18 protein-coding genes, 2 rRNA genes and 2 pseudogenes are annotated in these 26,265 nt (G+C 61.8%); 14 read left to right on the top strand and 8 right to left on the bottom strand.

The features are described 5' to 3' along the window. Positions 1 to 127: 127 nt before the first annotated feature. The 3 genes from HA399_RS00900 to tyrS all read right to left on the bottom strand — a co-directional run bounded on the left by HA399_RS00900 (position 128) and on the right by tyrS (position 6,591). Positions 128 to 3,013, bottom strand: a 23S ribosomal RNA gene (locus tag HA399_RS00900). A gap of 244 nt (positions 3,014 to 3,257) precedes the next feature. Further along, positions 3,258 to 4,798, bottom strand: a 16S ribosomal RNA gene (locus HA399_RS00895). The 16S and 23S rRNA genes sit together here, the layout of an rRNA operon. A 584-nt stretch (positions 4,799 to 5,382) precedes the next feature. Next, on the bottom strand, positions 5,383 to 6,591 hold the full coding sequence (gene tyrS, locus HA399_RS00890) for a tyrosine--tRNA ligase (RefSeq protein ID WP_404325709.1): 1,209 nt from the start codon (positions 6,589 to 6,591) through the stop codon (positions 5,383 to 5,385). Between the two features lie 142 nt (positions 6,592 to 6,733). On the opposite strand from tyrS, the gene HA399_RS00885 reads away from it, so the two are divergent. Beyond that, complete coding sequence (locus HA399_RS00885) at positions 6,734 to 7,882, top strand: anhydro-N-acetylmuramic acid kinase (RefSeq protein ID WP_404325708.1); 1,149 nt, start codon at positions 6,734 to 6,736, stop codon at positions 7,880 to 7,882. Between the two features lie 106 nt (positions 7,883 to 7,988). Here the strand turns inward: HA399_RS00885 and HA399_RS00880 are convergent, their stop codons facing one another. Both HA399_RS00880 and HA399_RS00875 read right to left on the bottom strand, forming a co-directional pair. Further along, a complete protein-coding gene (locus tag HA399_RS00880) occupies positions 7,989 to 9,143 on the bottom strand; it encodes a PilT/PilU family type 4a pilus ATPase (protein WP_043333447.1) in 1,155 nt (384 codons plus the stop codon). 139 nt (positions 9,144 to 9,282) lie between these two features. After that, positions 9,283 to 10,314, bottom strand: coding sequence for a type IV pilus twitching motility protein PilT (locus tag HA399_RS00875; protein WP_043333445.1), 1,032 nt, complete (start codon positions 10,312 to 10,314; stop codon positions 9,283 to 9,285). Positions 10,315 to 10,509: 195 nt separating this feature from the next. Here HA399_RS00875 and HA399_RS00870 point away from each other — a divergent pair, with 195 nt between their 5' ends. The 6 genes from HA399_RS00870 (at position 10,510) to HA399_RS00845 (ending at position 15,730) form a co-directional block, all read left to right on the top strand. Further along, positions 10,510 to 11,262 (top strand): YggS family pyridoxal phosphate-dependent enzyme, encoded by a 753-nt coding sequence (locus HA399_RS00870; RefSeq protein ID WP_192839098.1) that lies wholly within the window; start codon positions 10,510 to 10,512, stop codon positions 11,260 to 11,262. A gap of 71 nt (positions 11,263 to 11,333) precedes the next feature. Then, positions 11,334 to 12,176, top strand: a complete 843-nt coding sequence (gene proC, locus HA399_RS00865; RefSeq protein ID WP_404325707.1) for a pyrroline-5-carboxylate reductase — start codon at positions 11,334 to 11,336, stop codon at positions 12,174 to 12,176. Positions 12,177 to 12,325: 149 nt separating this feature from the next. After that, positions 12,326 to 12,907 (top strand): YggT family protein, encoded by a 582-nt coding sequence (locus HA399_RS00860; RefSeq protein ID WP_043333437.1) that lies wholly within the window; start codon positions 12,326 to 12,328, stop codon positions 12,905 to 12,907. Positions 12,908 to 13,176: 269 nt separating this feature from the next. Then, positions 13,177 to 14,370, top strand: a complete 1,194-nt coding sequence (locus HA399_RS00855) for a homoserine O-acetyltransferase (RefSeq protein ID WP_213114187.1) — start codon at positions 13,177 to 13,179, stop codon at positions 14,368 to 14,370. Next, positions 14,363 to 14,977, top strand: coding sequence for a methionine biosynthesis protein MetW (gene metW, locus HA399_RS00850; protein WP_153635072.1), 615 nt, complete (start codon positions 14,363 to 14,365; stop codon positions 14,975 to 14,977). The genes HA399_RS00855 and metW overlap by 8 nt, the downstream gene beginning before the upstream one ends. A gap of 249 nt (positions 14,978 to 15,226) precedes the next feature. Beyond that, the gene (locus HA399_RS00845) at positions 15,227 to 15,730 is read left to right on the top strand and encodes an acyl-CoA thioesterase (protein ID WP_216061169.1); all 504 of its coding nucleotides are present in this window, start codon (positions 15,227 to 15,229) and stop codon (positions 15,728 to 15,730) included. Between the two features lie 128 nt (positions 15,731 to 15,858). Here HA399_RS00845 and HA399_RS00840 read toward each other — a convergent pair whose 3' ends face one another. Continuing rightward, positions 15,859 to 16,941, bottom strand: coding sequence for a ChaN family lipoprotein (locus HA399_RS00840; RefSeq protein WP_404325705.1), 1,083 nt, complete (start codon positions 16,939 to 16,941; stop codon positions 15,859 to 15,861). 185 nt (positions 16,942 to 17,126) lie between these two features. Here HA399_RS00840 and HA399_RS00835 point away from each other — a divergent pair, with 185 nt between their 5' ends. After that, entirely contained in the window at positions 17,127 to 17,459 is a 333-nt protein-coding gene (locus HA399_RS00835) for a Rieske (2Fe-2S) protein (RefSeq protein ID WP_404325704.1), read from the top strand. Positions 17,460 to 17,526: 67 nt separating this feature from the next. Here the strand turns inward: HA399_RS00835 and sfsA are convergent, their stop codons facing one another. Together sfsA and HA399_RS00825 are read right to left on the bottom strand one after the other, a co-directional pair. After that, on the bottom strand, positions 17,527 to 18,369 hold the full coding sequence (sfsA, locus tag HA399_RS00830; protein ID WP_404326871.1) for a DNA/RNA nuclease SfsA: 843 nt from the start codon (positions 18,367 to 18,369) through the stop codon (positions 17,527 to 17,529). Then, positions 18,369 to 19,553, bottom strand: a complete 1,185-nt coding sequence (locus tag HA399_RS00825) for an aminotransferase class I/II-fold pyridoxal phosphate-dependent enzyme (protein ID WP_054556453.1) — start codon at positions 19,551 to 19,553, stop codon at positions 18,369 to 18,371. The genes sfsA and HA399_RS00825 overlap by 1 nt, the downstream gene beginning before the upstream one ends. A gap of 275 nt (positions 19,554 to 19,828) precedes the next feature. Between HA399_RS00825 and dksA the strand changes: the two genes are divergently transcribed. From dksA to folK, 6 genes and pseudogenes are all read left to right on the top strand, one after another. Beyond that, positions 19,829 to 20,266: an RNA polymerase-binding protein DksA gene (dksA, locus tag HA399_RS00820; protein ID WP_043333424.1), complete on the top strand. Its 438-nt coding sequence runs from the start codon at positions 19,829 to 19,831 to the stop codon at positions 20,264 to 20,266. A 134-nt stretch (positions 20,267 to 20,400) separates the two neighbouring features. Further along, a complete protein-coding gene (gene gluQRS, locus HA399_RS00815; RefSeq protein WP_404325702.1) occupies positions 20,401 to 21,336 on the top strand; it encodes a tRNA glutamyl-Q(34) synthetase GluQRS in 936 nt (311 codons plus the stop codon). Between the two features lie 152 nt (positions 21,337 to 21,488). Continuing rightward, positions 21,489 to 21,794: pseudogene (locus tag HA399_RS00810) on the top strand (response regulator); the annotation flags it as partial. 153 nt (positions 21,795 to 21,947) lie between these two features. Continuing rightward, positions 21,948 to 23,087 (top strand): annotated as a pseudogene (locus HA399_RS00805) (sigma 54-interacting transcriptional regulator); the annotation flags it as partial. 1,121 nt (positions 23,088 to 24,208) lie between these two features. Next, positions 24,209 to 25,609, top strand: a complete 1,401-nt coding sequence (gene pcnB, locus HA399_RS00800; protein ID WP_404325700.1) for a polynucleotide adenylyltransferase PcnB — start codon at positions 24,209 to 24,211, stop codon at positions 25,607 to 25,609. Positions 25,610 to 25,655: 46 nt separating this feature from the next. Further along, positions 25,656 to 26,153: a 2-amino-4-hydroxy-6-hydroxymethyldihydropteridine diphosphokinase gene (folK, locus tag HA399_RS00795; RefSeq protein WP_054556450.1), complete on the top strand. Its 498-nt coding sequence runs from the start codon at positions 25,656 to 25,658 to the stop codon at positions 26,151 to 26,153. Positions 26,154 to 26,265: the final 112 nt, after the last annotated feature.

The following is a 26,265-nucleotide window of genomic DNA, read 5'->3' as shown; positions in this document are numbered from 1 at the left end:
GCATCTTGCGATGCCTGAGTCTCAAGGCTTGTGGCCTCGTGACTCGCAATATGAATTATGCTGACCGATATGTCTCGATCCTGTCGCAATCCCGGCGGTTTGCCTACGCAAACCCCTTGGGTGTTATATGGTCAAGCCTCACGGGCAATTAGTACTGGTTAGCTCAACACATTGCTGTGCTTCCACACCCAGCCTATCAACCTTGTAGTCTTCAAGGGCCCTTCAGGAGGCGCAAGGCCTCAGGGAAGTCTCATCTTGAAGGGGGCTTCCCGCTTAGATGCTTTCAGCGGTTATCCCGTCCGAACGTAGCTACCGGGCAATGCCATTGGCATGACAACCCGAACACCAGAGGTTCGTCCACTCCGGTCCTCTCGTACTAGGAGCAGCTCTTCTCAAACTTCCGACGCCCACGGCAGATAGGGACCGAACTGTCTCACGACGTTCTAAACCCAGCTCGCGTACCACTTTAAATGGCGAACAGCCATACCCTTGGGACCGACTTCAGCCCCAGGATGTGATGAGCCGACATCGAGGTGCCAAACACCGCCGTCGATGTGAACTCTTGGGCGGTATCAGCCTGTTATCCCCGGAGTACCTTTTATCCGTTGAGCGATGGCCCTTCCATACAGAACCACCGGATCACTAGAACCTACTTTCGTACCTGCTCGACGTGTCTGTCTCGCAGTCAAGCACCCTTATGCTCTTGCACTCAATGCACGATTTCCAACCGTGCTGAGGGTACCTTCGTGCTCCTCCGTTACTCTTTAGGAGGAGACCGCCCCAGTCAAACTACCCACCATACACTGTCCTCGATCCGGATAACGGACCTGAGTTAGAACGCCAATGATGTCAGGCTGGTATTTCAAGGTTGGCTCCACCGCATCTGGCGACGTGGTTTCAAAGCCTCCCAGCTATCCTACACAGACAACATCAGCATCCAGTGTAAAGCTATAGTAAAGGTTCACGGGGTCTTTCCGTCTAGCCGCGGGTACACAGCATCTTCACTGCGATTTCAATTTCACTGAGTCTCGGGTGGAGACAGCGTGGCCATCATTACGCCATTCGTGCAGGTCGGAACTTACCCGACAAGGAATTTCGCTACCTTAGGACCGTTATAGTTACGGCCGCCGTTTACCGGGGCTTCGATCAAGAGCTTCGCGTGAGCTAACCCCATCAATTAACCTTCCGGCACCGGGCAGGCGTCACACCCTATACGTCCGCTTGCGCGTTTGCAGAGTGCTGTGTTTTTAATAAACAGTTGCAGCCACCTGGTATCTTCGACCGGTAAGAGCTTACGGAGCAAGTCCTTCACTCGAACCGGTGCACCTTCTCCCGAAGTTACGGTGCCATTTTGCCTAGTTCCTTCACCCGAGTTCTCTCAAGCGCCTTGGTATTCTCTACCTGACCACCTGTGTCGGTTTGGGGTACGGTCGCATGTGATCTGAAGCTTAGAGGCTTTTCCTGGAAGCGTGGCATCGATGACTTCCTGACCGTGGTCAGTTCGTCTCGCATCTCGACCTCAGAGGAACCGGATTTGCCTGATTCCTCGGCCTACATGCTTTCACCAGGACAACCAACGCCTGGCTCACCTAGCCTTCTTCGTCCCCCCATCGCAACCACATCCGGTACGGGAATATTAACCCGTTTCCCATCGACTACGCGTTTCCGCCTCGCCTTAGGGGCCGACTCACTCTGCTCCGATTAACGTAGAACAGAAAACCTTGGTCTTCCGGCGGGGGAGTTTTTCACTCCCCTTATCGTTACTCATGTCAGCATTCGCACTCGTGATACCTCCAGCAGACTTCTCAATCCACCTTCATTGGCTTACACGACGCTCCTCTACCGCTCATCCAGAGGATGAACCCGTAGCTTCGGTACCTGATTTAGCCCCGTTATATCTTCCGCGCAGGCCGACTCGACTAGTGAGCTATTACGCTTTCTTTAAAGGATGGCTGCTTCTAAGCCAACCTCCTAGCTGTCTGAGCCTTCCCACATCGTTTCCCACTTAATCAGGATTTTGGGACCTTAGCTGACGGTCTGGGTTGTTTCCCTTTTCACAACGGACGTTAGCACCCGCTGTGTGTCTCCCACGCTGCACTCACTGGTATTCGGAGTTTGCCTCGGGTTGGTAAGTCGGGATGACCCCCTAGCCGAAACAGTGCTCTACCCCCAGCGGTGATACGTGAGGCGCTACCTAAATAGCTTTCGAGGAGAACCAGCTATCTCCGGGCTTGATTAGCCTTTCACTCCGATCCACAGCTCATCCCAGCATTTTTCAACATACTTGGGTTCGGGCCTCCAATTGATGTTACTCAATCTTCACCCTGGCCATGGATAGATCGCCCGGTTTCGGGTCTATACCCTGCGACTGGTCGCCCAGTTAAGACTCGGTTTCCCTACGCCTCCCCTATACGGTTAAGCTCGCCACAGAATATAAGTCGCTGACCCATTATACAAAAGGTACGCGGTCACACCACGAAGGTGCTCCCACTGCTTGTACGCATACGGTTTCAGGATCTATTTCACTCCCCTCGCCGGGGTTCTTTTCGCCTTTCCCTCACGGTACTGGTTCACTATCGGTCAGCCAGGAGTATTTAGCCTTGGAGGATGGTCCCCCCATGTTCAGTCAAGGTTTCTCGTGCCCCGACCTACTCGATTTCACGTGACTCAGACTTCGACTACGGGACTATCACCCTGTATCGTCAAGCTTCCCAGCTTGTTCGTCTGTCAGTTGTCACGCTTAAGGGCTGGTCCCCGTTCGCTCGCCGCTACTTGGGGAATCTCGGTTGATTTCTTTTCCTCCGGGTACTTAGATGTTTCAGTTCCCCGGGTTTGCCTCTATAGGTTATGTATTGGCCTATAGATACTCACCTGATGGTGAGTGGGTTTCCCCATTCGGAAATCGTTGGGTCGCAGGGTATTTGCCACCTCGCCAACGCTTATCGCAGGCTATCACGTCCTTCATCGCCTCTGGCTGCCAAGGCATCCACCGTATGCGCTTAATCGCTTGACCATATAACCCCAAGGGGTCTGTCAAGGATTACGAATCTGTCGGACCTCTCCGACATATCGTTTGATAGACATGCACTTGGCGCACACATCTATCGTCAGCATGATTCACATTGTTAAAGAGCGGCTGTTCAGAGAACAGTGAGAAGCGCGCTCTATGATGAGCACGCTTGCCACTGCCGGCTAAGCCAGCAATAAGATCAGGTAATTCGTTGTGAGCACTTGCCGCGAGCAGTAGACAGTGTCGATAAGGAGGTGATCCAGCCCCAGGTTCCCCTAGGGCTACCTTGTTACGACTTCACCCCAGTCATGAACCACACCGTGGTGATCGCCCTCCCGAAGGTTAGGCTAACCACTTCTGGTGCAGTCCACTCCCATGGTGTGACGGGCGGTGTGTACAAGGCCCGGGAACGTATTCACCGTGGCATTCTGATCCACGATTACTAGCGATTCCGACTTCATGGAGTCGAGTTGCAGACTCCAATCCGGACTGAGGCAAGCTTTATGGGATTGGCTCCACTTCGCAGTATTGCAACCCTTTGTACTTGCCATTGTAGCACGTGTGTAGCCCTACCCGTAAGGGCCATGATGACTTGACGTCGTCCCCACCTTCCTCCGGTTTGTCACCGGCAGTCTCCTTAGAGTTCCCGACATTACTCGCTGGCAAATAAGGATAGGGGTTGCGCTCGTTACGGGACTTAACCCAACATTTCACAACACGAGCTGACGACAGCCATGCAGCACCTGTCTCAGAGTTCCCGAAGGCACCAATCCATCTCTGGAAAGTCCTCTGGATGTCAAGGGTAGGTAAGGTTCTTCGCGTTGCATCGAATTAAACCACATGCTCCACCGCTTGTGCGGGCCCCCGTCAATTCATTTGAGTTTTAACCTTGCGGCCGTACTCCCCAGGCGGTCAACTTATTGCGTTAGCTGCGCCACTAAGTCCTCAAGGGACCCAACGGCTAGTTGACATCGTTTACGGCGTGGACTACCAGGGTATCTAATCCTGTTTGCTACCCACGCTTTCGCACCTCAGTGTCAGTGTCAGTCCAGAAGGCCGCCTTCGCCACTGGTATTCCTCCCGATCTCTACGCATTTCACCGCTACACCGGGAATTCTACCTTCCTCTCCTGCACTCTAGCCAAGCAGTTCCAGATGCCGTTCCCAGGTTGAGCCCGGGGCTTTCACACCTGGCTGACTTAGCCACCTACGCGCGCTTTACGCCCAGTAATTCCGATTAACGCTTGCACCCTCCGTATTACCGCGGCTGCTGGCACGGAGTTAGCCGGTGCTTCTTCTGCGAGTGATGTCTTTCCTCGGGAGTATTAGTCCCAAGGCGTTCTTCCTCGCTGAAAGTGCTTTACAACCCGAAGGCCTTCTTCACACACGCGGCATGGCTGGATCAGGCTTTCGCCCATTGTCCAATATTCCCCACTGCTGCCTCCCGTAGGAGTCTGGGCCGTGTCTCAGTCCCAGTGTGGCTGATCATCCTCTCAGACCAGCTACGGATCGTCGCCTTGGTGAGCCATTACCTCACCAACAAGCTAATCCGACATGGGCTCATCCGATAGCGCAAGGTCCGAAGATCCCCTGCTTTCTCCCGTAGGACGTATGCGGTATTAGCCTGAGTTTCCCCAGGTTGTCCCCCACTATCGGGCAGATTCCCATGCATTACTCACCCGTCCGCCGCTCGACGCCTCCTAGCAAGCTAGGATCGTTTCCGCTCGACTTGCATGTGTTAAGCCTGCCGCCAGCGTTCAATCTGAGCCATGATCAAACTCTTCAGTTGAAAGCTTGATAGTCTGTTAAGCAGACCAAACTTGGTTCAGAGTCAAACTTCTCGTGAGAGGCTTGCTCCGATATTTGGTGACCTTGTCACCACTCATCGGCAAGCGCTCACACGAATTACCTGATCAAATTTTTAAAGAGCGTCGCTGTTAAGCGAGGAGACATATTCTACCCGGAACGCTTGAGAAGTCAAGCACTTGATGATGAGTCAGTCGACTGCCTCTAAGCATCATCAAGCGGTGAGGAGCATTGCTCGATCACCTGTTCCGTAAGGAGTGCGGCGTATTCTAGCGAATCGCCCGGGATTGTCAATCGATGATATCGAAGCGGACTTCAAAAACATCAAGCAAAACAATAACCTGCAAACCTCTTTCACCGCTGGTAACGCCATGCGTCCCCGGCAGCGGATGCGTACTTTACGCACGAACCGCCGTGAGGGCAAGGGCTTTCTTGAGAGAATCTCGCCGCGATGATGTCAGGCGCTCAAAACGCGTTCGGCCCCACCATGTCTGGTGGGGCCGAACGGGAGGCGACATACGCCAGCGTCTTCTCACAGCACCTCTTAGCACCTCAGCTCTCAGTACCTCAGCGCGTCACGGTCACTCGTGCGTAGCGCTTCTTGCCCGCTTGGATGACGATGGCAGTATCGAAAGGTGCCATATAGGAAGGCTCGACCACTTCGCCATCCACTTTCACGCGACCATTCTTGAGCATGTCCTTGGCCTGGGCACTGTTGTTGGCCAGGCCCGCGCGATTGATGACCGCCGCGATCGGCGCCACCTCGGCGCCTTCCAGGCTGACAGTGACATCCGGCATGTCCGCCGGCAGCTCGCCGTCGGCCAGCTGATTGCCGCTGGAGAGGTGCGCCGTCGCCGCCACCTCTTCATCGTGGAAGCGTGCCACCAGCTCACGCGCCAGCTCCATCTTGATATCACGCGGGTTGGCACCGCCGTCGATGCTGGCCATCAGCGCCTTCACTTCATCGAGAGGACGCAGCGACAGCAGCTCGAAGTAACGCCACATCAGCGAATCCGGCATGGAGACGATCTTGTTGAACATCTCGCCCGGGCGGTCGTTGATACCGATGTAGTTGCCCAGCGACTTGGACATCTTCTGCACGCCATCCAGGCCCTCGAGGATCGGCATGGTGATCACGACCTGCGGCTCCTGGCCGCGCTGGCGCTGCAGCTCACGCCCCATCAGCAGATTGAACTTCTGATCGGTGCCGCCAAGCTCGATGTCCGCTTCCAGTGCCACGGAGTCATACCCCTGGATCAGCGGGTAGAGGAACTCATGGATGGAGATCGGCTGATTGCCGGTATAGCGCTTGTCGAAATCGTCACGCTCGAGCATGCGCGCGACCGTGCTGGAGGCCGCCAGCTCGATCATGTCACCCGCGGAGAGCTTGTTGATCCATTCGGAGTTGAAGGCGATGCACGTCTTCTCCTTGTCGAGGATCTTGAAGACCTGCTCCTGATACGTCAGGGCATTGGCCTTCACATCCTCTTCGGTCAGCGGCTTGCGCGTCACGCTCTTGCCGGTGGGGTCGCCGATGCGGCCGGTGAAATCACCGATCAGGAAGATGATCTCGTGACCGAGGTCCTGCAGCTGGCGCAGCTTGTTGATCAGCACCGTATGACCGAGGTGCAGGTCCGGCGCCGTCGGATCAAAGCCCGCCTTGACCTTGAGCTTGCGCCCGGACTCGAGCTTCTTGATCAGCTCTTCCTCGACCAGCACCTCATCGGTACCGCGCTTGATGATCTCCAGCGCTTCCACTACTGACTTGTCGCTCATCCTGCCCTCTCTGACCGTTGCTGCTCCCCTCGTAACGGGGCATGTTGGCCGAGAATGTTAGCATGACGAGCATGGCATGCACCCCCTGCCGCAGAGCGGCGTGCTCACAAGCTTCACCCCCACTGGATCGGGAGATCATCGCATGGCGCTCTACCTTGGCTTGATGACCGGCACCAGCCTGGACGGACTCGATATCGCCTTGCTCGATATCACCCCCTCCTCGCCAGACCACGAACGGATTCGCTTCATTGATGGGCTCGACCTGCCGCTGCCCGAGACACTGCGGACCCGTCTCTGGCAGCTGATGCATTGCGATGAGGCATGCTTCGCCGATCTCGCCGCCGCCGAGCAGGCGTTGGCCGAACTGGCCGCCAGCGCAGTGATGCGCTTGCTGACCCGCCAGCAACTGAGTGCAGACGATATCGCGGCGATTGGCAGCCATGGCCAGACCATCGAGCATCGCCCCTACGGTTTCGGCGACCGGCCATGCCACTCGCCCTACACTCTGCAGCTCGACAACCCCAGCCTGCTGGCCGAGCTGTGCGGCATTCCCGTCGTCGCTGACTTCCGGCGCCGTGACCTAGCCGCCGGCGGTCAGGCGGCCCCGCTGGCGCCCGCCTTCCACGCTGCCCTTTTCAGTCAGCCAGACCAATGGCATGGGCTGCTCAACCTGGGCGGCATCGCCAATCTGACGCTACTTCCCCCTCAGGGCTCCACGGCTGACGTCATCGGCTTCGATACCGGCCCCGCCAACTGCCTGCTGGATGCCTGGCATGCCCGCCATCGTGGCACCGCGGTGGATCAGGACGGTCAGTGGGCCGCCAGCGGCAAGGTGATTCCTGACTTGCTCGAGAGATTGCTGTCGGCCGATTACTTCCGCCGCCCCCTTCCCAAGAGCACTGGCCGCGAAGACTTCCATCTCGACTGGTTGGCACAGCACCTGACCGGCGACGAGTCACCGGCCCACGTGCAGGCCACGCTCCTGAGTCTGACCGTCGAGAGCATCGTGCGGGCACTGGAGCAGACCGGCGTATCACTGGCCGCGCTGACTCCCTGCGGCGGCGGGGCACGCAATGGCGCCCTGCTCACGCAGCTGGAGCAGCGCCTGGCGCAAGGCGAGCAAGCGACGCCTCTCGTGTCCTGCGCTGACATGGGCTGGAACGCAGACCTGCTCGAAGCCAGCGCCTTTGCCTGGCTCGCGGCGCGCAGAGTACTGGAGCGCCCCGGCAACCTGCCCAGCGTGACCGGCGCGAGCGGCCCGAGAGTGCTGGGCGGCCTCTACGCTCGCTGATCCTCAGCGGATACGAAAAAGCCGCCCTCTTCCTCAGAAGCAGGGCGGCTCTTGATTGACCAATCACTATGCTGGCGTCACCGACAGCTGGCATCACCGACACGCCTCAGTCGTCATCCCCTTGCAGCGAGAAGCGACTGGCGGCATTCAGGACATCCAGCTGGGCTTCCTGGGCACTGTCGGAATCACCGAACTTGATCATCAGGCGCAGGTCATTGGCGGAATCGGCATGCGCCAATGCCACTTCCTCGGTGATCAAGCCCTGCTGATGCAAGGCGTACAGCGATTGATCGAAGGTCATCATGCCCTGCTGCTGCGAGCGTTTCATGACGTCCTTGATCTCGACCACCGCGCCCTTGCGGATCAGATCGACGATCAGCGGCGAACGCAGCATCACCTCAATGGCCGGCACGCGCTGGGTGGTGTTGCCACTCTTGTGAGGCAACAGCTGCTGGGCCACGATGCCCTTGAGGTTCAGCGACAGATCCATCCACACCTGTTCATGACGTTCCTCCGGGAAGAAGTGGATGATGCGGTCCAGCGCCTGGTTGGCATTGTTGGCATGCAACGTCGCAAGACACAGGTGACCGGTCTCGGCGAAGGTCAGCGCGTGCTCCATGGTCTCACGCGAGCGGATCTCGCCGATCATGATCACGTCCGGCGCCTGACGCAGCGTATTGCGCAGTGCCACCTCGAAGGACTCGGTATCGATCCCCACTTCACGCTGCGTCACGATGGAGCGCTGGTGAGGGTGGATATACTCGATCGGGTCTTCGATGCAGATGATATGCCCGCTCGAGGTCTGGTTGCGGTGCTGGATCATCGCCGCCAGCGAGGTCGACTTGCCGGCGCCGGTGCCGCCGACGAAGATCACCAGACCACGCTTGGTCTCGGAAAGCCCCTTGATGATCTCCGGCAGCCGCAACTCTTCCAGGCTGGGAATCGACAGCTGGATGCGGCGAATCACCATGCCCATCTGGCTACGCTGGTAGAAGGCGCTGATCCTGAAGCGCCCGACCCCCGGCAAGCTATGCGCGAAGTTGGCCTCGCGCTCTTCCTCGAAGCGCTCGCGCTGCATGTCACTCATCGGTGCGAGCACCAGCTCTCTCACCTGATCGACACTCAGCTTCTTGTCACCCAGCGCCACCATGCGGCCATTGACCTTCATCTGTGGCGGCGTGCCGGTGGAGATGAACAGGTCCGAGCTGCCTTTGCTGACCATCAACTGCAGAAGTTCATGCAGCCATTCATGAGGAGTCATGAGTTGTATCCCGATATGCGCCTTGAGAGTCGCGCCCAAGGCCTCGCGCTGAAATGCCGTCCCATGAACCTGAAAAGTTGACGTGTTCCGGCCCCTGCCCCACCTACCTGCAACGTGATTGTCGGCACTCCTGACGAATTCAGCTCAACAAGCCCTTGGCTTTCGCCTGAGCATCTTCATTGGTCACCAGCCCTTCCGCCAACAGACGCGTCAGCGCTGCATCCAGTGTCTGCATGCCCAGGGCGCCACCGGTCTGGATGGAGGAATACATCTGCGCCACCTTGTCCTCGCGGATCAGGTTACGAATGGCAGGCGTCGCGATCATGATCTCGTGAGCCGCCACTCGGCCACCGCCAATCTTCTTGAGCAGTGTCTGGGCGATGACGCCCTGCAGGGACTCGGACAGCATCGAGCGCACCATCGACTTCTCCTCGCCGGGGAAGACGTCGATGATACGGTCGACGGTCTTGGTCGCGGAGGTGGTGTGCAGGGTGCCGAACACCAGGTGGCCCGTCTCGGCCGCGGTCAGCGCCAGGCGGATGGTCTCGAGATCTCGCAGCTCGCCGACCAGAATGACATCCGGGTCTTCACGCAGCGCCGAACGCAGCGCGGGCGCGAAGCCGTGGGTATCACGGTGCACTTCACGCTGGTTGACCAGACACCGCTTGGACTGGTGCACGAATTCCACCGGGTCCTCGATGGTGAGGATGTGGTCGTACTTGTTCTCGTTGATGTAATCGACCATCGCCGCCAGCGTGGTGGACTTACCGGAGCCGGTCGGCCCGGTGACAAGAATCAGGCCGCGCGGCAGCATGCACATCTTGCGGAAGGCTTCACCGAGCCCCAGATCCTCCATCGTCAGCACTTCCGAGGGGATGGTACGGAAGACGGCCCCCGCACCACGCCCCTGATGGAAGGCGTTGACACGAAAGCGCGAGACGCCCGGCACCTCGAAGGAGAAATCGGTCTCGAGGAATTCCTCGAAGTCACGGCGCTGCTTGTCGTTCATGATCTCGTAGATCAGCGCACGCACCTGCTTGTCATCCATTGACGGCACATTGATGCGCCGCACATCACCGTCGACACGAATCATCGGTGGCAAACCAGCGGACAGGTGAAGATCCGACGCGTTCTGTTTTGCCGAAAAAGCCAGCAGTTCGGTAATATCCATGCAGTTCCCTCGCGAAGACCGAAGCTCTTGTACCAACGAGTCTTGTGTACTCTGGTGAAAGTGTGAAGTGACTCTTCAGTAGATAGTGCGATGGGCACCATGTCACCAGGCCTGTCACGCTCATGCTATTGATGACACGCCTGATACCGTGCCAGCCATCGCCAGGTTGTTCCGCAAATTCTGGAGCCGAGCCGCATGACCGCAGTCCCCGACGACGAAGCTTGTGTTACCCAGTGTATCCTAGAGGCCCGCGCGCGGCTGGAAAAGGCATTGCAGACAAGTAAACGCAACGCTGATTCGGCGCAAGTGCTGGCCGTCAGCAAGACCAAACCCGCCACGCTGGTGCGCGCAGCCTGGCAATCCGGCCAGCGGGCCTTCGGCGAGAACTACCTGCAGGAAGCGCTGGACAAGCAGCAGGCGCTGTCGGACCTCACCGATATCGAATGGCATTTCATCGGCCCCATCCAGTCCAACAAGACGCGCGCCATTGCCGAGCACTTCGCCTGGGTGCATACCGTGGAACGCGAGAAGATCGCACGCCGCCTGAGTGAGCAGCGCCCCGATGAGCTTGGCGCGCTCGATGTCTGCCTGCAGGTCAATATCTCCGGCGAAACCTCCAAGGCTGGCGTGGCACCGCAGGAACTGCTGGCGCTGGCCGAGACGGTGATCGCGCTGCCCGGACTGCGTCTGCGCGGCCTGATGGCGATTCCGGCCCCCTGCGCCGCCGATGCCAGTGAGACCGAGCGCCGTGCGCCCTTCCGCCAGCTGCGCGAGCTGCTGGAGCAACTGCAGACGCGCTTCCCTGCCGCCAGCTACCCGCAGGCTCGGCTCGATACGCTCTCGATGGGCATGAGCGCGGATCTTGAGGCCGCCGTCGCCGAAGGTGCGACACTGGTACGCCTCGGCACTGCCATCTTCGGCGCACGTGACTATTCCCACGTCCACTGAATCCAACGCTCGCTGATGCAAGGCTCTCGAGCTTGCCGCCAGCCCTCCCACTGAATGATCAGGAGCACCGCATGACGCACCAGAGCACCGCTACACCGCGCACCATCGCCTTCATCGGCGCCGGCAACATGGCCAGCGCCATCTTCGGCGGCATGGTCGATGCCGGCTATCCCGCGGACCGCATCATCGCCACGGCTCGCTCGCGCGAGACACTCGATGCCCTCGAGCAGCGCTACGGCGTGAGCGCGACCCAGGACAACGCCTACGCCGTCTCGCAAGCCGATGTGGTGGTGCTGGGCGTCAAGCCGCAGATGATGCATGACGTCTGCCAGGCGCTGACCCCTGCGGTGCAGAACCGCAAGCCGCTGATCGTCTCGGTCGCGGCCGGCATCACCTGCGACAGCCTCGAGCGCTGGCTGGGCGGCGATCTCGCCATCATCCGCTGCATGCCCAACACGCCGTCACTGGTCGGTGTCGGTGCCAGCGGCCTCTATGCCACCGCCCAGGTGACGGAGGAGCAACGCGGCTTGATGGATGAGATGCTGACCGCGGTCGGTATCGTCGAGTGGGTCGAGGAAGAAGGTCTTCTGGAAGCCGTCACCGGCATTTCCGGTTCCGGCCCGGCCTACTTCTTCCTGTTCATCGAGTCACTCGAAGCGGCAGGTATCGAGCTGGGACTGAACGCCGAGACCGCGCGCCGCCTGGCGATCCAGACCGCCCGCGGTGCCGCCGAGATGGCCTTCTCCAGCGAGCATGAGCCTGCCGAGCTGCGCCGCCGCGTGTGCTCGCCGAACGGCACCACGGAGCGCGCCATCAACAGCTTCGAGGAGGATGGCCTGCGCGAGATCGTCGCGCGCGCCGCCAAGGCCTCCAGCGTGCGCGCCGCCGAGCTTGCCCGCGAGCTGGATCGCTGACAGCCTCTGCTCCACTGACAACTCCTGCAGGCCGCTGGCAGCCCGGGTCACAACAGGCCATCATGCGCGGTTCATCTGTTGTTGGCATGCTAGCGGCATGACGCGTGCACTATCGCGCGCCCACTTCTCACCGTATTAAGGAAAGCCCCATGGGTGCTATGGGTAATATCGGACTTCAGCTGGTCACCATCCTGCTGCAACTGTTTGTCTACATCCTGATGCTGCGCTTCCTGCTGCAGCTGTCCCGCGCGGACTTCTACAACCCGGTCACCCAGTCAGTGGTCAAGGCGACCAACCCGCTGGTAGCCCCGTTGCAGGGCATCCTGCGCCCGCTGGGACGCTTCGACATCGCCACCCTGGCCGCGGCCTTCATCGTCGTCAGCCTGGTGCTGGTCGCGATCGGCGCCCTGTTCGGTGGCGGCATGCTGCCGGTCGGCTTCATCGCGCTGACGGCACTGGGCACCATTCTCGACAGCATCATCAACATCTACTTCTTCGCCCTGATCGCGATGATCATCCTGTCGTGGGTCGCACCGCAGGCCAACCACCCGGGCGCCATCCTGGTCCACCAGCTGGTCGATCCGATCATGAAGCCGGTGCGCAAGGTGATCCCGTCGATCGGCATGCTCGATCTGTCTCCGATCTTCGTGTTCATCGCGCTCAATCTGGTCGGCAGCCTGATCAACCAGACCCTGCCGTCACTGGGCATGCTGCGCAGCGCCTTCAGTTAAGCCGGCGCTCCGCCAGCAAGATTGGCTCGCATGCGCCCAGCGCGCAGGCCGACGAGATCAGCGCCCGCCACGGACTCCCGTGGCGGGCGCTCTTGCATCGCGCGTCACTGGATCACGCGTGCGCACGCTGTGCTAGAGTGAGCCCTCGGCCGAAGCCAGAACCACGGTGCACGAGACGCCCACAAGGCGCATCACCGCGGCTTCGCGCCCCGGACACGGGCCTTGCCCCGAACACTCTGCTGGACATGATGCTGGAAACCTTCACCACGATGCCTGATTCCCTGCCCCCGGATTCGGTCGGTCTCGTCACGCCTCAGACTGCCCACTTCAATACCCCGCTGGAGCTGGCCTGCGGCAGACGCCTCGAGCAGTACTCGCTGGTCTACGAGACCTACGGCGAGCTGAACGCGGACGCCAGCAACGCCATCCTGATCTGTCATGCCCTCACCGGCCACCATCATGCGGCTGGCTATCACGCCATGAGCGACCGCAAGCCTGGCTGGTGGGACGACTACATCGGCCCCGGCAAGCCCATTGATACCTCGCGCTTCTTCGTCATCGCGCTGAACAACATCGGCGGCTGCCACGGCAGCACCGGCCCGACCTCGATCAACCCGGAGACGGGCGAGCAATGGGGGCCTGACTTCCCATTGGTGACCGTGCCGGACTGGGTCGAGAGCCAGAAGCGCCTCGCCGAGTCTCTCGGCATCACCCGCTTCGCGGCGGTGGTCGGCGGCTCGCTGGGTGGCATGCAGGCGCTGCAGTGGGTGATGGACCACCCTGATCGCGTCGGCCACGTCGCCATCATCGCCTGCACGCCGAAACTCTCGGCGCAGAACATCGCCTTCAATGAAGTCGCGCGTCAGGCGATTCGCTCTGACCCGGAATTCCATGACGGCTGGTACTCGCGTGTCGATGCCGTGCCCAAGCGCGGCCTCAAGCTGGCGCGCATGGTCGGTCACATCACCTATCTTTCCGAGCATTCGATGGGCACCAAGTTCGGGCGTGATCTGCGTCAGGACCGCCTCAACTTCGGTTACGACGTCGACTTCCAGGTCGAGAGCTATCTGCGCCACCAGGGCGACACCTTCTCCACCGCCTTCGATGCCAATACCTACCTGCTGATGACCAAGGCGCTCGACTACTTCGATCCTGCCGCCACGGCAGGCGATGACCTGTCCGCGGCCATGGCGCCGATCAGCTGCCCGGTACTGGTAGTCAGCTTCACCACCGACTGGCGCTTCGCGCCGTCACGCTCTCGCGAGCTGGTCAATGCCATGATCCATGCCGGCAAGTCGGTCAGCTACGCCAACATCGACTCGCCGCACGGGCATGATGCTTTCCTGCTGCCGGGCGAACGCTACGAGACGGTACTGGGCAACTTCCTGACTCGCGCTTACGACCACGCCTGTGGCGCGCCAGCCACGCAAAAGCCGAGCACCAAGGAGACCAGCCATGCGTAACGACCTCGCCCAGATTCATGACTGGATTCCCGAAGGCGCGCGCGTGCTGGACCTCGCCTGCGGTGACGGCACCCTGCTGGCCTCCCTCAAGGAGACCAAGCAGGTCTTCGGCTATGGCCTGGAGATAGACCCCGACAACATCAGTGCCTGTGTCGCCCGTGGCGTGAACGTCATCGAGCAGAATGTCGATGACGGCCTGGCCAACTTCGCCGACGACACCTTCGATCGCGTGGTGATGTCCCAGGCATTGCAGGTACTGCGTCGCCCGGACCGTGCGCTGGAGGAGATGATGCGCGTCTCGCGTGAGGCCATCATCACCTTCCCCAACTTCGCCTACTGGCGTCATCGCCTGCACCTGGGCATGAAGGGGCGCATGCCGGTCTCCAAGTCGCTGCCTCACGCCTGGTACGACACGCCGAACATCCACCTGTCGACCTTCGCGGACTTCGAGCGCCTGTGTCGCGCCCAGGGCCTCAAGATCATCGATCGCGCGGTCGGCAATGGCGATCACGAGCCACACCCGGCGGCGACCTGGTGGCCGAACCTGTTCGGGGAAGTGGCCATCTTCCGCGTCTGCCGCGACAACTGCCCGCCCGACCAGCGCTGAGTTCTGGCGCCCTACAGCAGTCGCCACAGACCAAGCGCCAGGCACCGCAAGAAAACGGCCGACAGGACACGCCTGTCGGCCGTTTTGCGTCATGACACTACCGATTCTTCCGCGCCGCGATAGTGCTGCGCTATCCGGGCCATGCACAGACAGTCGCAACTAAAGTCTATATACTTTCGGGGTAAACGCAGCTGAGGATCACGGCTCGCACTTCCGGTGAGGTGCGCCGGCATCCCGAGGAGAGAGTGCATGAACTTCCATACCCGCAAGTGGGTCAAGCCTGAAGATCTCAACCCCAACGGCACCCTGTTCGGTGGACGCCTGCTGGCCTGGATCGATGAAGAAGCGGCCATCTACGCCATCGTCCAGCTGGGCACCTCGCGCGTGGTCACCAAGTTCATGTCGGAGATCAATTTCGTCTCCAGCGCGCGTCAGGGCGACATCATCGAACTGGGCATCACCGCCAGCGCCTTCGGTCGCACCTCGATCTCGCTGTGCGTCGAGATCCGCAACAAGATCACCCGCGAGCGCATCCTGACCATCGACCGCATCGTGCTGGTCAGCGTCGATGCCGACTTCAAGCCGGTGCCCCACGGCCGAACGCGCATCACCTATATCGAAGACCGCTTCCGTGAGCAGGCCGGCAGCAACGATAGTCATAACGACGGCCACAACGACAGTCACAAAGACGAAACGCCGCAGAAGGCACCGCGTCGGCGTGCCGATAGCGCGTCGGATCTCAAGAACGCCTGATCGCGTCGCTGTTCAGGTCGCGCCACGCAGGTCGCACCAACGGAAAAGGCACCTCCGAGAGGTGCCTTTTTTCATGCCGGCAATTCAGGCCGCTGTTGTGTTGCTGACTTCCAGCCGCTGCCTGGCCGCTAGCTGACGGTCGTCTGCATCGTCTCACGCAGGCCCTCACAGGCATCCGCGACTGGCGCCGTCGCCGGCGTGAACCACACCAGATCATAGGCCGGCGCCGCACCGGCGCTCTCCGGCAGATAATCGGTGAGATGCGTCAGTGGCTGGCCCGCGTCATCCCAGGCCACCGGCATCAGCGCCACGGACAGCGTGCTGCCGTCCAGCCAGCGCGGCACGCCGATATCGCGACGGGCATGGCCGGAACCACACACCAGCAGGCTGGTGGCGCCGTCGGCCGCCAGGCCCTCCAGGCGTTCTGCCATCTGCTGATCACGTGCCAGCTGCGCACGCAGCATCGCATCCAGGCGCTCTGCACCCAGCAGGCCGCAATGGCCTTCATCCAGTGCCTCACGCTGCAGGCGCAGTACCGCTTCCGGCAGCGCCAACGGCGACTGTCCCGGTGCCATGCTGGCCTCCAGCTGTGACGCCGACAGGCTGGCAGAGGCCAGCGGTGCCCCACTGTCCAGCGCTCCGCGCAGCAGGGGGGCATAGTCGGTGAAGGGCCAGCGCGCATTCCAGGCCAGCAACTGCTGGAGTTCGTCATCCGGCAATCCCGCGACCGCAAGCGACGTACGATTGGCCAGCGACAAGGCGGCATCCTGGGTCGTGTCCAGCATCTCCAGCGCCACACCGCCCAGCTGACGCCGCGCGACCAGCGCATCGATCAACCAGCGTTCCAGCTGGTGATGGTCCGGATTGTCGTGATGCTCGCCCAGCAGCACCATCGAGTGCGCCTGACTCCAATCGACCAGCGCCGCTGGCGACAGACGACGGTTGCCCTCCGCGACCAGAATGCTGCCCAGCAACGGATGGGACGCCTTGGGATCATGCCAGGCCGGCAGCGGTGGCAACGGCCCGTTGGCTGGCTGAGCGGCCTGTGCGAGCGGGCTGCTCAGTGCCGTGCCCAGCACGGAAAGCCCGCCCGCCGAGGCGACCATGCCGGCCAGCAACTGGCGACGGCTTACCCCGGCCGCACGCTCAGGCGTCTCGGATTCGTTGCTGGAGCGGAAGCTGGAAGTGATCGAGCGGCGAAATAGCGACATGAAGATGACCCGGCATGGAAGGAAGCGGCAAGACACGGTAAAAGACCACAAGAGAGCGTGCCAACGCTGCCATGATACCCGATGCGAGCCCCCTCATGTCCGAAAGGCCACCAACACTACCCCAAGGGCCCTCATCCAGGCTGTGCTTGAGACTGCCGCTGCCATCACTGCCCGTCGGCCGTAGCATGACACTGACACTCGATGATGGCCGTCCGGCCTTGCTGGTGATGCGGCCCGATGGCCCGCGCGCCTTCCTCGACCGCTGCCCGCACCAGGGCAGCCGAATGCTGACCGAAGACGAGACTGGCGATCCCTACATGGACGCGACCGGCGGCCTGATCCTCTGCCACCGCCATCAAGCCTGTTTCGAACCGCATCACGGCACCTGCATCAGCGGGCCCTGCGTCGGCCAACGCTTGACCGCGCTGGACGTTGAGCTGGTGCACAACGACGCCTCACCAGCACAGCTGCTGCTGTGGGAGGCCGCAGGCAGCGGTGGAGAAATGAGGGAGAAATGATAGAGAGATGATAGAGAGATTATAGAGAGGCGAGCGCTGACTGACAGGCTGAGCGCCGGCGACCTGATCAGCCAGCAAAGCGCGCGTCATGCAGTGGCAGCGCGCGTGTCAGGCCCAGTCTTGCTCGCCACAGCGGCTGACCCGCGTCCGAAAGAGACTCCTCGAGCGTGATCTGCATGCCCAGCGCCACTACCTCGACACCGGCGGCCTGCGCCCGGGCAAAGGCCTGCGCGTAGGCCGGGTCGAGATGCGCCGCCGGTGCGACATCCTCGATCCCGTCATGGGCGACGCAGAACACCAGCACGCAGCGGTGGCCTGCTGCGACCAGCGCCGCGAGGCTGGCCAGATGACGCTGGGCACGCGTGCTCACCGAGTCCGGGAAATAGCCGTGACCGTCGGATTCACGCAGCGTCAGTTGCTTGACCTCCAGATAGATCGAGGCCGCGCCCTCCTCCTTCGGCCACATCTGGAAATCGAGCCGTGAGCGCTCCGGCGTGTCATTGCCCGGTAGCAGGACCTCGACACGCGACTCGCGCTTGAGGCGCGCAAAGTCGGCGAGCCCCATGTCGTGCAGCACGCTGACGCTGGCCTGCTGCAGCGCCGCCTCGACATGGGCATTGGCACGTCCGGTATGCACCGCCACCAAGGCCTCACGCCGGCCGTCAGCGCCGGGTGGGTCCAGGGGCAGGCGAATCAGCTCCCAGGTCCAGGCGAGCTTGCGCCTGGGGTTGTCGGACGGCGACAGCCATACCTCACAGCCTTCGACGCACACCGCGCGCATCGAGCCGGTATTCGGGCAATGCGCCGTCACCACTTCACCGGCCCGCTCACCCTCGAGCAGTTCCACCTCGGCGAAGAAGCGCTTGTAGCGACGGATCAGGCGACCACGATACAGCCCCTCAAGCACCATCAAGCCGACACTCCCGCCTGAGTGGCACGCCGCTCAAGGAAGCGCTCCATGCGAGCCAGGGCCTCGCGCAGACGCGCCTCATCGGCGGTGAAGGCGATACGCACATGGCGACGCCCTTCGGCGAGCGCGAAGTCCGTGCCCGGCGTGATGGCGACATTCTCCTCTTCCAGCAGTGCGCGGCAGAAGGCCTCGCTGTCATCACTCAGATGCGAGATATCCAGCCAGACGTAGAAGGCGCCCTGCGGCGGCACCGACGGCGCCAGCCCCAGGCGTTCGAGCCCGGCCAGCAGCACGCCACGGCGGGCTTCGAGCACCTGCCGACGACGCTCGAGCTCTGCTTCGCATTCCGGCGTGAAGGCCGCCAGCGCCGCATGCTGGGCAGGCGTCGAGGCAGCCAGGAAGACATTCTGCGCCAGGCGTGACAATGGCTCGACCGCGGCTTCAGGCGCCACCAGCCAGCCCAGCCGCCAGCCCGTCATGCCGAAGTATTTCGAGAAGCTGTTGATGACGAAGGCATCGGGGCACTCCGCCAGTGCGGTGTGCGCAGGCACGCCATAGGTCAGTCCCTGATAGATCTCATCCACCAGCAGGTGCGCATCACGCGTCTGGCACAGCTCGCCCAGCGCCTTCAATTCCTCGGGCGACAGCACGTGTCCGGTGGGATTGGAGGGCGATGCCACCATCACGGCCCGCGTGTTCTCGCGCCAGAAATCATCGGCAAGTTCGGCGGTCAGCTGCCAGCCACTCTCGGCATTGACGGGCACCACATCCAGCTGGGCATCCACCAGGCCCATGAAGTGGCGATTGCAGGGGTAGGTCGGGTCGGCCATCAACACGCTGTCGCCACGTTCGGCGCACAGCAATGTGGCCAGCAGCAAGGCACCGGAGGCGCCGGGCGTGATGATGATACGGGAGGGAGACACCGTGACGCCGTGGCGGCGCTGATAGTCTGCCGCGATGGCCTCGCGCAGGGCCGGCAGGCCGCAGGCAGGGGTGTAGCGCGTCTGACCGGCCGCCAGCGCCGCCTGTCCGGCGGCGATCACCGGCGCGGGGGTCGGGAAGTCGGGCTCACCCACTTCCAGATGAATGACGTCATGGCCCGCGGCCTCGCGTGCCTGGGCGGCTTCCAGCAGCGTCATCACGCGAAAGGCAGCGACGGATTCAAGACGGCGGGCAAACGGCATGACAACACTCCTCAGGATGGGAGCTTCATTCTAGGCGCCTGCCAAGGCCCATTCCCAGCCCCTTCGTGCAGGAAAATCGGTGTTTGCCGGTACACGCCGGACCACTGCCCGCTACAAACTATCGTCGGAGATCGGTTGCAAACTTGTCATTTTTACGCTAAATAAGCTGATCTTCTCGCGAGGGCAGCAGTCAGGACAGCCCCCTCGCCGTGGCCAAGGAGGCAGTGCAACAGACTGTCGACGGCCCAAGTCACCTTGCGGAATGAGGCGGTCCCATGCCCTTAGCTGAAACCAAGCCGGAAGCGCTTAAGAAATTCACCCCGTATGAGCCGGCAGCGGGTGAAGAGTACATGAACGAGAAGCAGCTAGCGCACTTCCGTCAGATCCTGCTGGACTGGAAACAGGAGCTGATGGAAGAGGTCGATCGCACCGTGCGTCACTTGCAGGAAGATGCCAACAACTACGCGGACCCTGCAGACCGTGCCACTCAGGAAGAAGGCTTCAGCCTCGAACTGAGAACACGTGATCGCGAGCGCAAGCTGCTGAAGAAGATCAACGAGACCATCGAGAACATCGATGAAGACGACTACGGCTTCTGCGAAGCCTGCGGCGTCGAGATCGGCATTCGTCGTCTGGAAGCACGTCCGACCGCTACCCAGTGTGTCGACTGCAAGACGCTGGCCGAGTTGAAGGAAAAGCAGCTGGGCCGCTAAGCCCTGCTGTCGATGAAGCGACGTCAGGCCGTCGCCCTCATCCCCCATACGGGCACCCTCCTCGGAGCGGTGCCCGTATGCGCTCAGGCCCTGCTGCCTGCGAATTCCCCACCACGAAGGATGACGGAGCCCACATGCCTACCGCCTACCGTGGCCGCTTTGCCCCTACACCCTCCGGCCCACTGCATGCGGGCTCACTGCTGGCCGCCGTCGCCAGCTATCTCGATGCCCGCCATCACGGCGGCGAGTGGCTGGTGCGTATCGAGGATATCGACCCGCCGCGCTGCCCCGCCGGGAGCGCCGATACCATCCTGCGCCAGCTGGATGCCTTCGGCCTGCAGCGCGATGGCGAGCTCCGCTATCAGAGCCAGCGTCACGCCGCCTACGCCGAGGCACTGGAGCAACTGAAGGCCAGTGGTATCGCCTACCCGTGTGATTGCTCGCGCAAGCAGTGGCGCGAGCACGCCATCTACCCCGGCTGGTGCCGTGAGCGAGCTGAGCCTCCCACGGGCGAGCATGCCTGGCGGCTGGATGTGCGTGCGGCAGAGCGCTTCGGCGGCACCCGGGCCATCGCTGGCTGGCAGGACCGCCTGCAGGGCGCGGTCCAGCTGGATCTCGCCGCGCTCGGCGATGTGGTGCTCAAGCGACGCGATGGCCTGTGGGCCTATCAGCTGGCCGTGGTGGTGGATGATGCCGAGCAGGGCATCACCGATGTCGTGCGCGGGCTGGACCTGCTCGACAACAGCCCCTGGCAACGCCTGCTGCAGGCCGCGCTTGCCCTGCCGATGCCCCGCCTGACGCACCTGCCGCTGATCACGGCCGCCAATGGCCAGAAGCTCTCCAAGCAGAATCTGGCACCGGCCCTGCCGAAAGATGCCAGCGCGATTCGAACACTGCTGCACCATACCCTGACGCTGCTCGGCCAGGCACCGCCACCGGAACTGGCGACCGCCAGCCCCGCTGAACAACTCGCCCACGCCACTCCTCGCTGGTCACTCGCAGCGGTCGGCACCGCGCCGTCACTCAGTGCGGCCACTGCTCCGATGCCAAGGACTGCTGAGGGAAGTTGAGGGAAGTTGAGGGCAGCTGAGACCAGACACGCCATGCACTCGGGACGCCTGACAACAGCCACGATTGTCGGATTGCCTCCCCTGTGGGAACAGGACAGACTCGAACGACAGTCATTCCCTCATGCACACCCTCAGGCGAGCGACATCACCCCATGGCCCGGATTCTGATCGTCGAAAAGGAAGGTGCTTCGCGCAACACGCTGCAGCATCTGCTGGAGCGCGAGGGTCACGACGTGGTGCAGGCCAGCGGCCTGGAGGATGCCCGTCTGCAGCACCCCGCCGACTTCGCGCTGGTGATCTGTGACAGCGAACTGGCCGGAGAGCATGCCGACCCGATCCTGCGCGCCAGCCGGCCAACTCCGGTGCTGCTGCTGGCCGACAACCCCAGCCTGCACGCCGCCATCGGCTGCCTGAAGGCAGGGGCAGCCGACTATCTGCCCAAGCCGTTCGATCAGCAGGCCTTCGCGCGCAGCGTGCGCGATGCGCTGTCGCTGCCACGCCAGAGGGCGCCGAGCGCCGTGCCCCCTCCGCCCCAGGCGCATGCTGGCACGGCCAACAAGCCGGTGGAGATGATTGGCCATTGTCGCGCCATGCAACAGGTCTATACCCGCATCCGCAAGGTTGCGCCCGCCGATGTCACCGTGCTGGTGCTCGGTGAGTCCGGCACCGGCAAGGAGCTGGTCGCGCGCGCCATTCACCGTCAGAGCGAACGCCATCAGGCGCCGCTGATCTGCGTCAACTGCGCCGCCATTCCCGAGACATTGATCGAGTCCGAGCTGTTCGGCCATGAAAAAGGCGCCTTCACCGGCGCCACCAGCTCGCGCACCGGCCTGATCGAAGCCGCCGACGGCGGCACACTGTTCCTGGATGAGATCGGCGAACTGCCGCTGGATGCCCAGGCACGCCTGCTGCGAGTGCTGCAGGAGGGCGAGATTCGCCGCGTGGGGGCGATCGAGACGCGCTACGTCGACATCCGCCTCATCGCCGCGACCCACCGCAACCTGCATCAGCTCTCGGCCAGCGGTGAGTTCCGCCTCGATCTCTACTACCGCTTGAACGTGATGGAGATCGACCTGCCGCCCCTGCGTGAGCGCGGCGATGACGTGCTGGAACTGGCCGAGCACCTGCTGGCCGGCATCGCCCGCAAGCATGGTCGTGACGGCATGCGACTCTCTCAGCGGGCGCGTCAGGAAATCCATCACTACGCCTGGCCCGGCAATGTCCGTGAGCTGGAAAACGCCCTCGAGCGTGGCGTCATCCTGGCGGAGCGCCGCATCATCGCCCCGGAAGACCTCGGCCTGCGCACGCCCTCAGGGCAGCCGCTTCAGCCAGCGCCCGCCGCAACGGCAAACCCTGCGCCCCCGTCCACTGCTCAGGCGCCGAAGACAGCGGGCAAAGGGGTGGCGAAAGGAGCGATGAAAGGCACAGTGAAAGGCGCCGCCAGGGACGCAAGTCCCGAGACGGCCGCAGCGCCTGTCACAGGTCAGCCCGCGACCGGCCAACAGGACATGGGCCAGCCACCGCCTGCGGACACCCCACGCAGCGGCCTCTCGGTGGTCGGCGATGCCGGTGAGGAGGAAGACCTCTCGCTGGAGGACTACTTCCAGCACTTCGTGCTCGAGCATCAGGACCACATGAGCGAGACCGAGCTCGCACGCCGCCTCGGCATCAGCCGCAAGAACCTCTGGGAGCGACGCCAGCGCCTGGGCATTCCACGCCGCAAGGGCCGCCGCAGCTCTCCCGCAAACTGACGTCGGCGCAATGAAGCTGGAGCGACGCTGGAGCACTGACGCTGGCGCACAGAAGTCACTGCGCTGAAGTCACTGCGCTGAAGTCACTGCGCTGAAGTCACTGCACCATGCAGGTGCCCTCCCGAGCGAGCAACCCGCCTGCGGCGCCACCTTGCATGCCAGAGATCCCCGCATCATCGAGGGCATCGCTAGACTTTAGTGTCGAAAGACTCGCAAAAAAACCAGCTCAATCATTAGCTTGCAAGGCACTTCGTTAGACCTTCGCACCAATTGTTACCATCGACCCCAAATCATGACCCCATCCAGCGCACCAATGGCCACGTCAGGTAACACCTCGCACCTCTCTACACCTCACGTCTCAGCGACCTATGTCTAAATGACTGAATTGCTGGTTTTTTTTAAGCTGTGGCACATCCGATGCAATAACACGGTCAAGAAAAAGAACAACCGGAAATACGAAGCGCGCCCAACAACAACAAGAACGCGCAATGCTTCGAAAACCCTCGACACCAACAAGAACAATACCCGTCGAGCGCGTGACATTGATGATGAACCGCATGCCTCACTACATGAGTGGTGACAGGCAAGAGCCAAAACAAGAACAAACGGCCGCAGTTCATCATCCGCCGATCCAACAACAAGATATCGGCAGTCCGGAATCTACTGACCAGGACGCGACGAATCCGGCCTCGAGCACCAACAAGAACAACAGGCTCGACCCCGGATCACCCCCGAAACAACAACAACTCGCGGGGGGAGGCTACTCAGCCGTCGGTGAATGGAAGATTGTTTTGAATACGAGATGGTCACCGAACAGACAGCCAGACAACAACAACATGATCTGCAACACGAAGGATCTGTCTGCATTGATTTGTGACTGTGGTGCGTATTCAGGGCGATGCGCCATCACGAAAAAGAACATCCGCTCAAGGATGCGTGTACCCTACCTGCAAGGGAGACCGAGTGATCGGTCTCCCTTTTTCCTTGTCTGAGAGGTGATTTTCGCCTCGTCAGACGCCTTGAAGTGCAGAGTCGGCCCCTGGATGGCAGACCGGCGCTTTGCCAAGGTATCTGCCCTCGGCTACACTGGGCGGCCTGCCACGCACGAGTCGAATCGCTGCATGCTCAAAGGATTTACCCGCTTTCTACAACGCCCCGGTGACCGCTTGAAGACGCTTTTCAATGCAACTAACGCGCCCGCGGCCCCATTGCCCAGCCTGCGTGTGATACCGCGGGATGAGCATCCCGTGTCCCGCCGCCAGCTCAGCGAGAATGCGCTGAAGGTACTCTATCGCCTGCAAAGCGGTGGATATCAGGCCTATCTGGTCGGTGGCTGTATCCGTGATGCCCTGCTCGGACAACGCCCCAAGGACTTCGACGTGGCCACCAACGCCACGCCGGAACAGGTCCGCGAGCTGTTCCGCAATGCCCGCATCATCGGCCGTCGTTTCCGTATCGTGCACGTGCGCTTCGGTCGTGAGGTGATCGAGGTCACCACCTTCCGCGGCAAGCCGGCCGATAGCACGCCCAGCCAGCATACCCAGCAGTCGGAAGATGGCATGCTGCTGCGCGACAACGTCTTCGGCTCCATCGAGGAGGACGCGCTGCGCCGCGACTTCACGATCAATGCCCTCTATTACGACGTGTCCGACTTCACGATCCACGACTGGGCCAATGGTGTACGCGATATCGAAGCGCGCATGATTCGCCTGATCGGCGATCCGGAAACACGCTATCGCGAAGATCCGGTGCGCATGCTGCGTGCCGTCCGCTTCGCCGGCAAGCTGGACTTCGACATCGAGGAGGCCACGGCCGAACCGATGTACGAACTGGCCCCGCTGCTGCTGCAGATTCCGCCGGCGCGCATGTTCGAGGAAGTGCTCAAGCTGTTCATGTCCGGCTATGCACTGGAAACCTTCCATCTCCTGCGTGAGTTTGGTCTGTTCCAGATGCTGTTCCCCGAGACGGAAGAGAGCTTCGCGCATTATCACTGGTCCATGCCGCTGATCGAGAAGGCGCTGGCCAGCACGGACGACCGCATCCGCGAAGACAAGCCGGTCACGCCGGCCTTCCTGTATGCCGCCCTGCTGTGGCCGGGCGTCAAGGCGCGCACCGACCAGCTGATCGCCAGTGGCATGCCCGATATTCCGGCAGCCCACCAGGCGGCCCAGCAGGCGATCGCTCGCCAGCTCAACCACACCTCGATCCCGAAGCGCTTCAGCATTCCGATGCGCGAGATCTGGGACATGCAGGCCAAGTTGCCGCGGCGCCGTGGCAAACGCGCCTTCCAGACCCGCGAACATCCGCGCTTCCGCGCCGCCTACGACTTCCTGCTGCTGCGCGAATTCGCCGGCGAAGTGAAGCCGGGGCTGGGCAAGTGGTGGACCGACTTCCAGGAAGTCGATGCTCGCACCCAGGTCACGATGATCGAAGGTGTCTCCGATGAAGGCCCCGCCGGCAGCAAGCCGGTCGGCACCAAGCGTCGCGGCAAGCGTCGGCGCAATGGTCGCGGCCAGGGCTGAGCAGTGGCTCGTCTGAGCCACTGCCGTCTCCACGCAGGAACTCCGCATGATTTCGACAGCCTTGATTGGCCTCGGTGCCAATCTTGACGACCCGCGCGCTCAACTGGAGCGCGCGCTTGAGGCTCTCGACCGGCTGCCGCTGACCCGCTGCACGCGACATTCTCGCCTGTATGCCAGCAAGCCGGTCGGCCCGCAGGACCAGCCCGACTTCGTCAACGCCGTCGCCGAGCTATCGACCCGCCTGTCTCCCCTCGCCCTGCTCGATCAACTGCAAGCCCTGGAACAGCAGCATCGCCGCGTGCGGCTGCGTCACTGGGGCCCCCGCACGCTGGACCTGGACCTGCTGCTCTTCAATGACAGCAGGATCTCGACGCCGCGTCTCGTCGTGCCCCATCGCGAAATGCTCAAACGTGGTTTCGTGATGCGTCCGTTGGCTGACCTGCTGGGCCCGCAGCGCCTCAGCGTGCTGGGCGAGGAGAATCTCGAAATACTGGCGTCTCGAGTTGAGGGCGATGACTTGCTCCCCCTCGGACCTCAGGAGTAGAGTTTCGCCATCTTGTTACCGTCGTGCCCACTTTGGCCTGTGCGGTAACACTTTCTGGTAACACCGGCCCGTGTCGCCCGCAGTCCGCCCTCGGCGGCCTTCTCGCGATCGC

Origin of the sequence: Cobetia sp. UIB-001, from assembly GCF_044789135.1 — a bacterium.
GTDB classification, from domain to species: Bacteria; Pseudomonadota; Gammaproteobacteria; order Pseudomonadales; family Halomonadaceae; genus Cobetia; species Cobetia amphilecti.
Note: the sequence above shows the minus strand (reverse complement) of the source record. Positions and strands in the feature narration are given on the sequence as shown.